At 61.6% G+C, this 14,946-nt stretch carries 9 protein-coding genes; 5 read left to right on the top strand and 4 right to left on the bottom strand.

Annotated elements, in window-relative coordinates:
- Positions 1 to 101: 101 nt before the first annotated feature.
- Complete coding sequence (locus tag WMO46_RS12800; RefSeq protein WP_349094472.1) at positions 102 to 3,248, bottom strand: UvrD-helicase domain-containing protein; 3,147 nt, start codon at positions 3,246 to 3,248, stop codon at positions 102 to 104.
- Positions 3,249 to 3,343: 95 nt separating this feature from the next.
- Between WMO46_RS12800 and WMO46_RS12795 the strand changes: the two genes are divergently transcribed.
- The 3 genes from WMO46_RS12795 to WMO46_RS12785 are packed head-to-tail and all read left to right on the top strand — an operon-like array spanning position 3,344 to position 7,187.
- Positions 3,344 to 4,045 (top strand): GIN domain-containing protein, encoded by a 702-nt coding sequence (locus WMO46_RS12795; RefSeq protein WP_129652014.1) that lies wholly within the window; start codon positions 3,344 to 3,346, stop codon positions 4,043 to 4,045.
- A gap of 13 nt (positions 4,046 to 4,058) precedes the next feature.
- The gene (locus WMO46_RS12790) at positions 4,059 to 6,899 is read left to right on the top strand and encodes a PD-(D/E)XK nuclease family protein (RefSeq protein WP_349094498.1); all 2,841 of its coding nucleotides are present in this window, start codon (positions 4,059 to 4,061) and stop codon (positions 6,897 to 6,899) included.
- Between the two features lie 3 nt (positions 6,900 to 6,902).
- Positions 6,903 to 7,187, top strand: coding sequence for a hypothetical protein (locus tag WMO46_RS12785; protein WP_129652016.1), 285 nt, complete (start codon positions 6,903 to 6,905; stop codon positions 7,185 to 7,187).
- A 386-nt stretch (positions 7,188 to 7,573) separates the two neighbouring features.
- On the opposite strand, the gene WMO46_RS12780 is transcribed toward WMO46_RS12785, so the two are convergent.
- The 3 genes from WMO46_RS12780 to WMO46_RS12770 all read right to left on the bottom strand — a co-directional run bounded on the left by WMO46_RS12780 (position 7,574) and on the right by WMO46_RS12770 (position 10,204).
- A complete protein-coding gene (locus WMO46_RS12780; RefSeq protein ID WP_276714243.1) occupies positions 7,574 to 8,143 on the bottom strand; it encodes an HAD-IA family hydrolase in 570 nt (189 codons plus the stop codon).
- A gap of 89 nt (positions 8,144 to 8,232) precedes the next feature.
- Positions 8,233 to 9,183, bottom strand: a complete 951-nt coding sequence (locus WMO46_RS12775) for a M23 family metallopeptidase (RefSeq protein WP_019150512.1) — start codon at positions 9,181 to 9,183, stop codon at positions 8,233 to 8,235.
- 1 nt (position 9,184) lies between these two features.
- Positions 9,185 to 10,204 carry a M23 family metallopeptidase gene (locus tag WMO46_RS12770; protein ID WP_349094470.1) on the bottom strand — a complete coding sequence of 340 codons (1,020 nt, stop codon included), beginning with the start codon at positions 10,202 to 10,204 and terminating at the stop codon, positions 9,185 to 9,187.
- A 98-nt stretch (positions 10,205 to 10,302) separates the two neighbouring features.
- Here WMO46_RS12770 and alaS point away from each other — a divergent pair, with 98 nt between their 5' ends.
- Together alaS and gpmI are read left to right on the top strand one after the other, a co-directional pair.
- Entirely contained in the window at positions 10,303 to 12,924 is a 2,622-nt protein-coding gene (gene alaS / locus WMO46_RS12765; protein WP_349094469.1) for an alanine--tRNA ligase, read from the top strand.
- A 26-nt stretch (positions 12,925 to 12,950) separates the two neighbouring features.
- Complete coding sequence (gene gpmI / locus WMO46_RS12760; protein ID WP_302987517.1) at positions 12,951 to 14,480, top strand: 2,3-bisphosphoglycerate-independent phosphoglycerate mutase; 1,530 nt, start codon at positions 12,951 to 12,953, stop codon at positions 14,478 to 14,480.
- The last annotated feature ends 466 nt before the right edge of the window (positions 14,481 to 14,946 follow it).

The raw sequence follows: 14,946 nt of genomic DNA, 5'->3' as shown, positions 1-14,946 counted from the left end.
GAAAACAGACCGGAGCGATCCGGTCTGTTTTTTTTTGTTGTGTGCGGCGGGGGCTCCGGTGTTGTTTTTTGGGCCGCTTCCGCGGTTTTTCCGGCCGCCTCTCAGAGTTCCACTTTTTCGATCTTCCCCAGCTTCACGTACCAAAGGTATCCCTCGACCCCTTCGTAGCCCATTTCGCCGAGCAGGCGGAGGTATTCGCGCATCTGGCTGCGATAGCGTCCGGCGTCGCGTTCGCCGAACTTGTAATCGACGGCCACGACTCGCCCGTCGCCGATCATCACGCGGTCGGGACGCCGCGTTGACGAGCTTCCGGGGAGGATGATCTCGCTTTCGTTGCGGACCTGCCGCCATCCGCCGCCGAACCACTCGCGCACCTCGGGGTGTTCCAGCGCCCGGTCGATCATCAGCCGCAGCGTCGCGGCATCGTCGGTCGAAAGCGTGCCGTCGGCCTGCATGCGCCGCACGGCGTCGTGGATTTGCGCTTCGTCGCCGGCCTGCTCGAACGCTTTGTGCATCAGGATGCCGAGGTTGCGGGGCGAGAGCTCGACATCGGCCCCGTCTTCGAAATAGCGCTGCGAGGGGAGCCGCAGCCGCAGGTCGGCGCGCGCCGTGGGGTAGTCTTCGAGGATGATATGCTCCGTTTCCGAACGCTTGGAGCCTCCGGCGACGGGGCCTGCGAACTCTCCGAAAGCGAAATGTTCGCCCGTCTCGTCGGCCGTATAGCGTCCCTTGGTGTCGCCCAGCAGGGCTTTGTCGCCGTCGATGCGGATGCTTTGCAGCAGCACTCCGCCGACCGTGCGGCCGCCCTTCTGGGGAATGAAGACGTGCAGCGACTCGGCGGCGCGCGTGAGGGCCACATACAACAGGTTCACGTTGTCCACATGGGCGTAGACCAGTTCGCGGTAGTACTCCGCCGAGAAGTCCGATTCGGCCATCGCCCGCTTGTAGCGCACCGGGAAACGTCCGATCTCGCCGGCCGCTTCGCCGCGGGCCTCGGCCCAGACGATGTTCTGCACCATACCGCTCGATTTGGGGTCCAGCGGCCACGAGCAGTAAGGGATCACCACGGCCCGTTTTTCGAGCCCCTTGGCTTTGTGGATGGTGGTGATTTCGACCGTCGTGGCGCTTTCGTCAACCGACAGCGAGCGGTTTTTGCCCGTTTCGTCCCACCAACGCAGGAACAGCGCGATGTCGGCGATCTTCGTCGCGCAGAAGGCGATGATTTGTTCGTGGATGGCTTGCAGATAGGCCGTCTGGCGGCGGTCGCCTTCGAGGGCGTGCTCCATGACGATCCGTTCGAACGCCTCCTCGGGCGACAGCAGGCGGATCGAACGGAAGAAGTCGCGTTCGCCGTCGGTCAGCGCGCGGTCGAACGCATGGCCGAGGTAGTGGTTGTAGACGGCCCGCGAAAGCGAATCGTCGGGGTTGAGCGCCAGCCGCAGCGCGGCGGCGATGAACGAGCTGACGGGGGCGTTGCCGACGATCAGCGCCTCCTGTGTCATCACGTCGAAGCGGTAGCGCGGATTTTCGTTGCGGCGCTTGAAGTCGAGGAGTTCGGCGGCGACCTTCGCGCCGTCGGTGGCCCCGCGCACGAGGATCATGATGTCGCACGGCCGGAAACCCTTGTCGATCAGCTCGCAGATGCGCTCCACGACGGGCGGCTGTTCGGCGAAGGTTTCGACCGAAACGTAGCCCGGATGCTCGGCTTTGCGGCGGGGCGTCTGCGCGTGCCCGCGGTAGGCGTCGGCCAGCGTGTCGTGCAGCGAGGCGGCTTCCGCGGGGTCGATGGCCCCTGCGTCGGCGGCCTTCGAGAGAGTTTCGTTGAGCAGGAGATTGTCCGCCGCGACGATCCGTTCGATGATGCGGTTGTTGAAGTCCACCACCGCGGGCAGACTCCGCCAGTTCTCCTGGAGGTTTTCGACCACGGTATTGCCGGGTCCCAGGGCCTTTTGGGCTTTCTCGTGGAGGATGCGCCAGTCGCCGCCGCGCCAGCGGTAGATCGACTGCTTGATGTCGCCCACGATCAGCACCGAGGTCTCTGCGGTCTGCGACATGGCGTTCTGCAACAGCGGCAGGAAATTCTCCCACTCCTTGACCGAGGTGTCCTGGAACTCGTCGATCATGAAGCGTTCGAAACGGTTGCCGACCTTCTCGTAGATGAACGGCGCGTCGTTGTGGCCGATGAACTCCGAAAGGACGTATTTGGTCTCCGAGAGGAGCATCATGTTCTGTTCGTCGCACAGCTGCTGCACCCGTTCGTAGAGGTCCGACAGCAGGGCGAAGCTGCGGTAGTTCTCGCGCAGCAGGTCGCAGGTGTTCCAGCTCCGCATGTTGGCGTCGTAGAGATCGCACATCTCCCGAAGCAGGGGTTGCAGTTCGGGAACGAGCGCCTGAGCGGGCGATCCCTTGGGAGCCCATCCGTCGGTCGAGGCGGCCATTTTGGCCGCCGTGGCGCCGTAGGGTTTCAGTTCGCCCGCGGCGACGGTGAAGAACCAGTTGGCGAAACTGCGGCTCTTGCCCGAGAAATCGGCGGCCGTGAGCCCGGCTCCGGTGATGATCCCGACGGCCTGCGCGGCCGCCTCCTGCATCCGTTTCTTGGTCGCTTCGGCATGCGCCGTGGCGCGTGCGACGATCCTCCCCAGCTCCTCGCGCGAGCGCGCCCGGCCCAGCGCGGCCTTGTTCTTCTCCTTGAACAGCTCGCCGCCCAGCGAGAGAATGCCGTCGCGGATGTCCCACTTGCGGCCTTCGTCGATGCGCTCCTGCACGAAATCCGTGAGCCACCGTTGCAGGTCGCGGTCAACGGTGATCTGCTCGATGAGCGTGTCGGCGCTTTTCGACAGCACCGACGCCGTTTCGATCTCGACGTTGTAATTGAGGTCGATGCCCAGCTCCTTGATGAAAGCGCGCAGGATGCGCTGGAAGAAGGTGTCGATCGTGAGCACCGTGAAGCGCGAATAGTCGTGGAGTATCTTCGATCGCACCTCGGCGGCGCGTTTGCGCACCGAACGTTCGTCGAGCGACAGCTCGCGGCAGAGGTTTTCCAGATAGGGGCTTGCGGCTCCGGACGCCAGGGCGTGAATCTCTTTCAGGATGCGCGATTTCATCTCCTCGGTGGCCTTGTTGGTGAAGGTCACGGCGAGGATATGCCGGTAAAGACCGGGCTGGCCGATCACGTCGCGGACGTATTTGTAGGCCAGCTGGTAGGTTTTTCCCGATCCGGCGCTTGCATTCAGAATCTTCGCTCTCACTGTCCGAAATTTCGTTTTAACGGGTAAAAATACAAAACAAATCCCGAACTTCGCAATAATTTTGTAATTTAGCGGAGGTAAAACAAGTCTTTGTTATGAAGAAAATGATTCTGACGGCCGTGATGCTGGCCGCCGCCGCACTCTGCCGCGCACAGCAGCCGGCCGAAACCGGGGAACGCCGCGAATGGCTCACTTCGTTTACCGCCGTCGAGGTGTCGGCTCCGCTCGACATCCGCTTCGTCCCGGTGCCCGACACCGAAGCCCCCAAGATCGTCTACGACACCAAAGGTTCCTATACGACCCGTTTCCGCGCCGAGGTGCGGGACAAGGTGCTGCGCATTTCGGAGCGTGCCGACGCGCGCCGTCCCGACCGCACCTCCGTGACGGTCTATTACAACTCGCTGGAACGCATAGCCATTGCCGACGCCGTGGCGACGTTCGACAGCACGCTGGTGGCCACGGTCCTCGACCTGACCGTGGGCGGCATGGCGCAGGTGACGGCCCGGATGGATGTCAAGGACCTTAAAATGGAGCTTTCGGGCAAGAGTTCGGCGACGCTGACGGGCGATGTGCGCTACCTCTCGTTGTTCGTCTCGACCGGCAGGGTCGAAGCCGCGGAGCTGGAGGTGATGTCCGCCGAGGTCAACGTCACCAGTTCGGGCACCGCGTCGCTGTGGGTGACCGACCGTTTCCAGGGCAAGACCTCGACCGGGGGCAAGATCTCCTACAAGGGCGTTCCGCCGGTCGTGCGCAGCGGCTCGAAATTCATGGGCGGCGACATAACACGGGTAGAGTAATTCAAAATTCATAATCTTGACTTTTCTCCACGAAGTCGCCCGGGATCTTTACGAACGCTACGGCGAGGGGTTGTCCGACCGTGCGCTGCTCTTTTCGTCGCGGCGTGCGCGGCTGTTTTTCGTCGATGCCCTGACCGGAATCGCCGGGCGGCCCATGTGGCAGCCGCAATGGGTGACCGTCGATGATCTCATGGCCGAAATCTCGGGCCTGCATACGGGCGACCGCGTGCGGCTCATCACCGAACTCTACAAGATCTATTCGGAGTACCACGCCGAGCCGTTCGACAAATTCTACTTCTGGGGCGACATGCTCCTGACGGATTTCGACACCATCGACAAATACCGGATTGACGCCGCGATGCTGTTCCGCAACATCTCGGAGATCAAGGAGATCGAGGCCGACATTTCGTACCTCACTCCCGCGCAGCTGCAAATCCTGCGCTTCTGGTCGTCGCTGGGCGACGAGGCCGACCTTTCGGCCGAGAAACGCAAGTTCCTGGCCATCTGGAAGACGCTGGGACCCGTCTACCGCCGTTTCCGCGAACGCCTCGCCGAACTGGGCATCGCCTATAACGGCATGGTCCAGCGTGCCGCCGCCGACCGCATCCGCGAGGGCGGGTACGCCTTCCCGGAGCCGAGACAGTATGTCGTGGCGGGTTTCAACGCCTTGTCGGAGTGCGAAAAGGTGCTCTTCCGCTTCCTTTCGACCGCCGCTGAGACCGATTTCTACTGGGATTACGACTCCTACTATAAGGACCGCCCCGAGCAGGAGGCCGGGATGTTCGTCCGCGAGAACGTCGTGCAGTTCCCGCCGCGCGGGGCCGTGTCGCACGACAACATGGAGCGGCCCAAGGAGTTGACCGCCGTGGCCGCGGTGTCGAACGCCGTGCAGTGCAAGCACGCCGCCGCGATCCTGCGCGAACTGGCCGCCGCGGGGCCGTTGGACAAGCGTACCGCCGTGGTGCTGACCGACGAGAATCTGCTCCTGCCGCTGCTGTACGCCCTGCCGCCCGAGATCGGGCGGGTCAACGTCACGATGGGTTATCCGCTGCGGTCGAGCCTGGCCTACACCTTTGTCGAGCGCCTCGTGGAGTTGCAGGCCCACCGCCGCACGAAGGGGGCGGGGTGCACCTTCTACCACGCCGACGCCGTGGGCATCCTCGCGCATCCCTACATCGCGGACTGCGATGCCCGCGAAACCCGTGCGATGCAGGACGAGATCGTGCGCGAACGCCGCATCTCGATAGACGCCCGGTGGCTGGGGCGCAACGAATTGCTGAAACTGGTCTTTTCGCCCGCCGCCGAATGGCGCGAACTTTCGGACTGGCTGCTGAGGGTCACGGCCGCCGTGGCCCGGATGCCCTACGAGGGGGACGACGCCCGGCAGCGGGTGGAGTTTCTGGCCGTGATCGCCGAGGAGCTCACCAAACTGCGCAATTCGCTGGATGAATGCGACATAGAACTGACTCCGGAGGTCTATGCGTCGCTTCTGCGCCGCCACCTGCAAACCCTGCGCATTCCCTACGAGGGCGAACCGCTCGAAGGGGTGCAGATTATGGGTATCCTCGAAACCCGCAACCTCGATTTCGATAACGTCATCCTGCTGTCGATGAACGACGACAACTTCCCGGGCAACCATATGGCCCAGGCGTCGTTCGTGCCCTACAACCTGCGCGCGGCTTACGGGCTTCCCACGCCCGAGCACCACGAGGGCGTCTACGCCTACTATTTCTACCGCCTCGTGCAGCGTGCCCGGCGGGTGTGGATGCTCTACTGCTCGCATGCCGACGACAAATCGACGGGCGAGCCCAGCCGCTACATCTACCAGCTGGATTACGAGAGCGGTTTCCCGGTGAAAAAGGTCGAGGTGGGCGTCGATGTCAACCTCGCCGAGACGGCCCCGATCGAGGTGGCGAAGGACGAGGGGGTGATGCGGCGTCTGGAGCGTTTCACCGACCCCGAATCGAAGGCCACGCTCTCGCCGACGGCATTTTTCCGCTATGTGGCGTGTCCCCTGCGGTTCTATTTTCACTCCGTGGCGCGGCTTCAGGCCGACGACGAGATCGCCGAGGAGGTCGACGCCCCGATGTTCGGAACCATCCTCCATGCCGCCGTGCAGAAACTCTATGCCCGGATCGTGGGGGAACTGCATCCCGGCGAGACCCTGCGGACGATGCTCCGCACGGGCGAGGTGGCGGCGGCGGTCGAGGCCGCGATCAACGAGAATTACCTCCGGGACACAGCGGCCACGACCGAGGATTATACGGGCAATCTCCTGCTGGTGAAAGATATCGTCACGCGCTACCTGCGGGGCGGGGTGATGCCCTACGACGCTGCGCACGACGCCTTCACGGTCACGGGCCTGGAGCAGGAAGTGGCCTACGGATTCGATTTTGAGTCGGCCGGGCGGCCGCTCCGCATGAAATTCGCCGGCATCGCCGACCGTATCGACGCGCTGGACGACGGAACGCTGCGTGTGGTCGACTACAAGACCGGGGCGCCGCATCTGGAGTTCGCGGGGGTGGAGAGCCTTTTCCGCGGCGAGGGCAAGCAGCGGCTTTCGAATATTCTCCAGACGTTGCTTTACGCCATGATGCTCTACCGCACGCGCGGGGCCGACGCCGTGCCGGCGCTCTATTACGTGCGGGCGATGAACCGTCCCGACTACCTGCCGACGCTCGACGACCGCGAAACGGGTCTGCGCGGCGCCGGCTACACGCTTTACGCCGAACGTTTCGAGGAGCTCGTGGGCGAGACGCTCGCCGAATTGTACGATCCCACGGTGCCGTTCCGCCAGTGCGAGGACGCCGACACCTGCAAGTTTTGCGATTTCAATATCATCTGTAAGCGATAGGGTATGGAGCTTTTGCGTCGATATGGATGGCTGCTGCCCGTCGTGACGGTCATTGCATCGTTTCTCGTGTTTATGGGTTTATGGGGTGGCGATGCGTTGTTATTCGTTGTTCGTGCGATGACGGTTGTCGTCGTATTGACGCTCGGTGCGCAAGTCGTTGTGGCTTTTCTGTTTCTGCGGCACAGATGCTATCGGCCGTTGCCCCTGATTTGTTTCGGTTTGTTGATTTCAGGTTATATTGCCTCTCTGGGCGTATTCTGGAATTGGACTCATATCTGGTTTACGTAAGTTTCTCCACGAAATATGACGCTCCGCTGGCTACACGTTCTGCGCCGAACGTTTCGGGGGGCTCGTGGGCGAGACCCTCGCCGAATTGTACGATCCCTCGGTGCCGTTCCGCCAGTGCGAGGACGCCGACACCTGCAAGTTCTGCGATTTCAATATTCTATGCAAGCGTAATGGTTGATCCCGACTCGATACCGGAGCCGTTGAACGACGGACTGGCTAAAAGCGCGAGCGGAGGGGACGGTTTGCTTGCAAACCCGCGAATAGTCGCCCGGAGCCAGCGTTAGACAGTCCGGAGTAGGCGGAGGTATCTGTCGGGGAGTTTTTGGTACTTTTTGCGGAAAAAAGTACATAAATTTCCGCGGTCGAAGCGCGCGGTTATTTCTGTTTCAGGAAAGTTTCACCGTGAAATACGACGCTCCGCTGCGGCGCGCCGCCTCGATGCCGATCGGCGAATCCTCGAAGATCAGCGTCTCGCGCGGCGTGCAGCCCTCGCGGCGCATGGCCTCCAGAAAGCAGTCCGGGGCGGGCTTCGCGTGTTCCACGTCGGCGCCCGAGAGGATGCCGTCGAGCCCGCCGCCGATGCCCAGATGGGCGATCACGTTGTCGATATTCTCCCGGCTGCCCGTGGAGACGACCCACACGCGGCCGCCGTCGGCGCGGAACTGCCGGCAGAACTCCCACAGCGGGACGTTCAGACGCACGGTGTCGAAAAACGAGGGGTAGAGGGCGATTTTGCGCAGCCGTATCCGCTCGCGTTCGGCGGCGTCGGCGATCCCCAGCCGGGTCAGGAACTCGTCGCACCGCATGCCGAAATAGTGCGCGGCGTACTCCTCTTCGGTGAGCTTGTAGCCGGCTTCGCCCAGGGCCGCGACATAGGCCAGCGTGTTGGCCCGCCGGGTGTCGGCCAGCGTGCCGTCGAAATCGAGCAGAATAAGGCGGATTTCAGAATTTTCCATTTTTCGGTTTACTATTCGGTCGAAGGCGTGTATCTGGCTATGATTGTTCCAAAGGCTCGTTGCCGCCTGAATCCCGGCTCTTAGCCGGGTTAGTCGAAAGACTGCATGCCCGACTGCGCGATGCGCATCAGGCGTTGGTATTCCGAGGGCGAAAGTTCCATGAAGAAGTAGTGGATCGGGTCTACGCGCATGCCGTCGAGCCGCACTTCGTAGTGGAGGTGGGGGGCCAGCGAGAGACCCGTGTCGCCCGACAGGGCGATGATGTCGCCGCGCCGCACGCTCTGGCCCTTGCGGACGTGGATTTTCGAGAGATGGCCGTACGAAGTTTCGTAGCCGTTGCCGTGGTCGATCACCACGGTCTGCCCCTGCGTCGAGTTGCGCAGCGCCACGTCGCGCACCACGCCGTCGGCCGTGGCGAAGACGCGCGACCCTTCGGGAATGGTGTAATCGACGCCCTGATGCGATTGCAGGGTCTTGTAGAAGGGGTGGATGCGCATGCCGTAGGAGGCCGTGAGCAGCGTCAGCTGCTTGTTGATGACCGGTTGGATCGAGGGGATGTTGTTGCATCCGCTGCCCGCCGAGTCGATGAGACCCTGCAATTCGAGGTAGGTGCCGTTGAGTTCGTCCAGCTGCCTCTCCATCGCCGCGACCCCTTCGCGCAGTTCGCGTTTGAGCTGGCGCGTCGAGCGGCCGATGATCTTCTCGTAGGTCGCCGACTGGCGCCGTTCGGACTCCGAATTGAAGTCGTAGGGCTCCGATTCGAAAAGCGTGCGGAAGACGCTGCGGTCGCGGTCGTTGAGATTGCCGAGGACCATTTGCAGCGAATCGTAACGTTGTGCCAATTCGGTGTATTCGCGGCGCAGGCGGTCGGTCGAGTGTTTGAGCCGGTATTCGAACGGCGTGTCGAAGAAGATCGAGAACCCCAGATAGTAGAGCACCGCCATCCCCAGCCACACGAAAGCGTGGACCGTGGCGCGGATGATGCGCTGCTTGCGGCGTTTGCGCCGGCGGAGCTTTTCGAGATCCTTTTTCCCTGCCATCTTACAGCTTTTCGAAATTGGTTTCGCGCATGTTCTCCATGAGTTGTTCGTACTCTTCGGAGGTCATGTTGCGGTTGAAGTAGTTGATCGGATTGACGGGTACGCCCTTGTGGATCACCTCGTAGTGGAGGTGGGGGCCCGAGGAGATGCCCGTGTTGCCCGTCTCGGCGATGATCTGCCCGCGGACGACCCGTTCGCCCGGCTGCACGAGGATCTTGCTCAGGTGCGCATAGCGGGTCTTGTAGCCGAATTCGTGGTTCAGCAGCACCATGTGCCCGTAGCCGCCGTTGCCGCCGGTGGAGGCCGCCTCCACCACGGCGTCGCCCGTGGCGTAGACCGGCGTGCCGCGGTCGCATCCCAGGTCGATGCCCCTGTGGGGACGGATATACCCCAGCACGGGGTGCATGCGCCGCATGTTGAAGGCGCCGATGTGGTTGTTGTGCAGGGCGCTGCGCTCGATGGGCCAGATGGCCGGAACGGCCGCCGAAAGCTGCTCCTTGTTTTTCGACAGCTGTTGCAGTTCGTCGAACGACACCGATTCGAGATAGATCGTGCGGGCCAGCGCGTCGAGCTGCCGCCACATCCCGATCATCAGCGGGGCGTATTCGTCCTCGGCCATCGCGGCGTATTTCGAGTCGGGGTAGGGCTGCCACACCCCCGGGATCGAGAGCGTGTCGGTCGAGAAAAGCGACCGGTAGACGTAGTTGTCGCGGTGGCGTATTTCATCGACCCGCTGCTGGGCGCTGCGGATGCGGTCCTGGAGGATGCGGTACTTGATGACCGTTTCGCGGTTGTCGCGCAGGATGCGGTACATCTTGGGCGTGTAGAAGAAATACGAGAAGACGACGTTGGCGATCGAGACGAGGATGAAACCGATCAGAATCTTGCGGATCAGACGGTAGGTGCGCAGCTGGAACGGGGCCGTCATCACATCGCGCGTGAGTGCCTGCGCTTCGTGCGTCAGCTCCCCCGCGCCGGCCCGCAGCGCCCCGGTATCGAATCCGTGTCCTTTTTGCCCCATCGCGGAAAAAACTCTTTAATAAGATGCAAATTTAGTTTAAAATGTGTAATTTTGCAACCCGAATTGAATAACGGAAAAATAGGATAAATCAATATATCATGGAGTCAAATAAAATTCGTCAGGCTTTTCTCGACTTCTTCGAGTCGAAGGGCCACGTTATCGTGCCTTCGGCCCCGATGGTCGTGAAGGGCGACCCGACGCTGATGTTCACCAACGCGGGCATGAACCAGTTCAAGGACATCTTCCTGGGCAACGCTCCCCGCAAATATCCGCGTGCGGCCGATACGCAGAAATGCCTGCGCGTCTCGGGCAAGCACAACGACCTGGAAGAGGTCGGACACGACACCTACCACCATACGATGTTCGAAATGCTGGGCAACTGGTCCTACGGCGACTACTTCAAGAAGGAGGCGATCGAGTGGGCCTGGGAGCTGCTGCACGACGTGTATAAACTGCCCGCCGAGCGGATGTACGCCACGGTGTTCGAGGGCTCGGAGGAGGACGGCGTGCCGTTCGACCAGGAGGCTTACGACTACTGGAAACAGTTCCTGCCCGAGGACCACATCATCCGCGGCAACAAGCACGACAACTTCTGGGAGATGGGCGAGACGGGTCCCTGCGGCCCCTGCTCGGAGATTCACTTCGACCTGCGCGACGAGGCGGAAATCGCCCTGAAGCCGGGCCGCGAGATGGTCAACATGAGCCATCCGCAGGTGATCGAGATCTGGAACCTCGTCTTCATGCAGTTCAACCGCAAGGCCAACGGTTCGCTGGAGGAGCTTCCGGCGCGCAACGTCGATACGGGCATGGGCTTCGAGCGCCTGTGCATGATCCTGCAAGGCAAGAAGTCGAACTACGACACCGATGTTTTCCAGCCCACGATCGGCCGTATCGCGGCGATGTCGGGCAAGAAATACGGCGAGGACGCCAAGGCCGACGTGGCCATGCGCGTGATCGCCGACCACCTGCGGGCCATCGCCTTTTCGATCGCCGACGGCCAGCTGCCGTCGAACGTCAAGGCGGGTTACGTCATCCGCCGCATCCTGCGCCGCGCCGTGCGTTACGGCTATACCTACCTCGGCTTCACCGAGCCGACGCTCTGCCGCCTGGTCCCCGGACTGGTGGAGCAGATGGGCGGTCAGTTCCCCGAGCTGAAGGCGCAGCAGGGACTTATCGAGAAGGTTATCGAGGAGGAGGAGGCGTCGTTCCTGCGGACGCTGGCCACGGGCATCAACCTGCTGGACGGCGTCGTCGAGCGCACGCGGAAAGAGGGCCGCGAACTGATCTCCGGCAAGGAGGCTTTCGAGCTTTACGATACGTTCGGCTTCCCGATCGACCTCACGGAGCTGATCGCCCGCGAGCAGGGCGTCGGCGTGGACCTCGCGGCTTTCGAGAAGGAGTTGCAGGCCCAGAAGGAGCGTTCGCGCAACGCCGCGGCCGTCGATACCGACGACTGGGTGGAGCTGATCCCCATCAAGGAGAGCGTCTTCACGGGCTATGACACGCTGACCGAGAAGGTCCGCATCGCCCGCTACCGCCGTGTGACCTCGAAAGGCAAGACTTCGTACCAGCTGGTCTTCGACCGCACGCCGTTCTACGGCAATTCGGGCGGTCAGATCGGCGACATCGGCTTCATCGAGAGCGCCAACGAGCGCATCGCGGTCGTGGCCACCGAGAAGGAGAACGGACTCATCATCCATATCGTCAGGGAGCTTCCCGAGAACCCCGCGGCCGAATTCACCGCCCGGGTCGATCCCGAGAAACGGCAGGCTGCGGCCAACAACCACACCGCCACGCACCTCATGCACGAGGCGCTGCGCAAGGTGCTCGGCACGCACGTCGAGCAGAAGGGTTCGATGGTGACGCCCGAGATCCTGCGCTTCGACTTCTCGCATTTCCAGAAGGTTACGCCCGAGGAGCTGCGCGAGGTCGAAAGGCTCGTCAACCGCGCCGTCCGCGCCAACCATCCGCTCGTGGAGAACCGCGAGGCGACCAAGGAGGAGGCCGAGAAATGCGGTGCGATGATGCTCTTCGGCGAGAAATACGGCGACAAGGTCCGCATGGTGCGCTTCGGAACGTCGGTCGAGCTGTGCGGCGGTACGCACACCAGCGCGACGGGCAACATCGGCTTCTTCAAGATCCTTTCCGAGAGCGCCATTTCGGCCGGCGTGCGCCGCATCGAGGCCGTCACGGGCGAGCAGGCCGAGAAGATCATCTACGCCGCCGAGGATACGATGCGCAACGTCGCCGAATACCTCAATAACCCGCAGGTCGTGCAGGCCGTGAAGAAAATGCTCGAAAGCAATGAAACGCTGTCGAAGGAGGTCGAGACCATGCGCCGCGAGCAGGTGGCGCAGTGGGCCGACAAGATCATCGCTTCGACGCCCGAGCGCCACGGCATGCAGATTTTCGCCACGCAGACCGACCGCCGTCCCGATTTCGTGAAAGACCTGGCCTACAACCTGCGCCAGCGCTCTCCGAAACTGGTTTTCGTCGTCGGTTCCGTTTGGGAGGAGAAGCCGACGCTGACGGTGATGCTGGGCGACGAGATCACGGCTCAGGCCGTGAATGCCGGGGCTGTCGTGCGTGAGGCCGCGAAGCTGATGCAGGGCGGCGGCGGCGGCCAGAACTTTTTTGCGACCGCCGGCGGCAAGAACGCCGACGGATTGCAGGCCGCCATCGACAAGGCCGTGGAGCTGATTTGCAATCAACTCAATTGAGAATTAAAAATTAAAAATCGAAGGATATGAGCAACAACAAGGTTCTTTTAATGATCCTCGACGGCTGGGGAAACGGCCGTCACGACAAGGCGGACGTGATTTCGACCGTCCATCCCGAATACATCTCGGCCATGACCGCGAAATACCCCCATGCCGAACTGCGCACCGACGGCGAGAACGTCGGTCTGCCCGACGGACAGATGGGCAATTCGGAGGTCGGCCACCTCAACATCGGCGCCGGCCGCGTCGTGTATCAGGACCTCGTGAAGATCAACCGCGCCTGTCGCGACAACTCGATCATGCAGAATCCCGAGGTGAAGGCCGCGTTCGAATACGCCAAAAAGAACGGTGTGAACGTGCATTTCATGGGCCTCGTGTCGGACGGCGGCGTGCACTCGTCGCTGGAGCACCTTTTCAAGCTCTGCGACATCGCCGCCGAGTATAAGATCGAAAATACCTTCGTGCATTGCTTCATGGACGGCCGTGACACCGACCCGCACAGCGGCAAGGGATTCATCGCCGACCTCGAAAAGCATATGGCCGCATCGACGGGCAAGGTGGCGACGGTGATCGGCCGCTATTACGCTATGGACCGCGACAAGCGCTGGGAGCGTGTGAAGGTGGCTTACGACGCGCTGGTGAACGGCGTCGGCGAACATGCGTCGGATATGGTCGCTGCCGTGCAGAAATCCTATGACGAGGGCGTGACGGACGAGTTCATCAAGCCCGTCGTGCACGTCGGTGCCAACGGACAGCCCGTCGGCACGATCCGCCCGAACGACCTGGTGATCTTCTTCAACTACCGCAACGACCGCGCCAAGGAGCTGACGATCGTGCTGACGCAGGAGGATATGGCCGCCGAGGGAATGCACACCATGCCGCTCTACTACTGCTGCATGACTCCTTACGACGCCAAGTTCACGGGCCTGCACATCCTCTTCGACAAGGAGAACGTGCCCAACACCATCGGCGAGTACGTTTCGGCGCAGGGCCTCAAGCAGCTGCGCATCGCCGAGACCGAGAAATATGCCCACGTGACGTTCTTCCTGAACGGCGGCCGCGAGGATAAGTTCGCGGGCGAGGAGCGTATCCTCGTCGCTTCGCCCAAGGTGGCGACCTATGATCTCCAGCCCGAGATGTCGGCCCCGGAGGTCGCCGACAAGCTGGTTGCGGCGCTGGGCGAAAAGAAATTCGACTTCATCTGCCTGAATTTCGCCAACGGCGACATGGTGGGCCACACGGGCGTCTACGAGGCCATCGAAAAGGCCGTGAAGGCTGTCGATAAGTGCGTTTCCGAGGTCGTCGAGGCGGCCAAGGCCAACGGCTACGAGGTGGTGATGATCGCCGACCACGGCAATGCCGACAACGCTTTGAATCCCGACGGCACGCCCAATACGGCGCACTCGCTGAATCCCGTTCCCATCGTGGTGGTTTCGGACCGCGTGCAGTCGGTTCACGACGGCATTCTGGCCGACGTGGCTCCCACGGTGCTGAAGCTGATGGGGCTCGAACAGCCTGCCGAAATGACGGGCAAACCGCTGGTGGAGATGAAATAACGCATTCTCCGGTATGCGAAAAACGGACGCGGCATTGCCGTGTCCGTTTTGTTTTGGTGCGGTATATTCCGTTAAAGCGGGAATGTAGGTTATTCGGTCTATATAGCCCATTCGGCGCAAAAATTGTCCGCAAATTGTTGTGGATTTGGATTTTTTGTATTAGTTTTGAATTGCGGTCTGTCAGATAGGCAGACGCGGGTTTTGTAGCTGTAAAATCTGGGGAGATTTTCATGCCCTACAAAACACAAGATGCCCGACGGGTCGTGTTCCCGCGCCCCGGATTGTGGTATCGTACCATGCTCTATGGGCGTGGGATCTTGTGTTATTGGGCAAGGTATCTCCCCAGAACCGAACAGCGATAATGCAAGGCTCACGTCTTGTTTTTTATACGGGTCGCATAACTTAAAATTGAAAAAATTATGCTATATTTGTATCGGAAATAATTTAATAAAGGTTAAGACAAACC

This window comes from Alistipes intestinihominis, from assembly GCF_040095975.1.
In the GTDB taxonomy this organism is placed as follows: domain Bacteria; phylum Bacteroidota; class Bacteroidia; order Bacteroidales; family Rikenellaceae; genus Alistipes; species Alistipes senegalensis.
This window is presented reverse-complemented; position numbering and strand designations above follow the sequence as displayed.